This window comes from Erythrobacter sp. HI0063 (assembly GCF_001635685.1).
Classification (GTDB): Bacteria; Pseudomonadota; Alphaproteobacteria; order Sphingomonadales; family Sphingomonadaceae; genus Qipengyuania.
In genome coordinates, this window is the sequence record NZ_LWFF01000285.1 from 1 (window position 1) to 210 (window position 210).

Below are 210 nucleotides of genomic sequence, written 5' to 3' on the forward strand. Positions count from 1 at the left end.
ACAGGATCACGCCCGAACGCGGACCGCGCAGGCTCTTATGCGTGGTGCTCGTCACGACATGGGCATGCGGCATGGGCGAGGGGTGGGCACCGCCGGCGACCAGGCCGGAAATGTGGCTCATATCGACCATCAGATAGGCGCCGACTTCGTCTGCGATGCGGCGGAAGCCCTCCCAGTCCCAGGTGTGCGAATAGGCGGTTCCACCGGCAA

At 65.7% G+C, this 210-nt stretch carries 1 pseudogene; it reads right to left on the bottom strand.

Features of this window, described 5'->3' with window-relative positions:
* A pseudogene (gene glyA / locus A3736_RS09860) lies at positions 1-210 on the bottom strand (serine hydroxymethyltransferase); the annotation flags it as partial.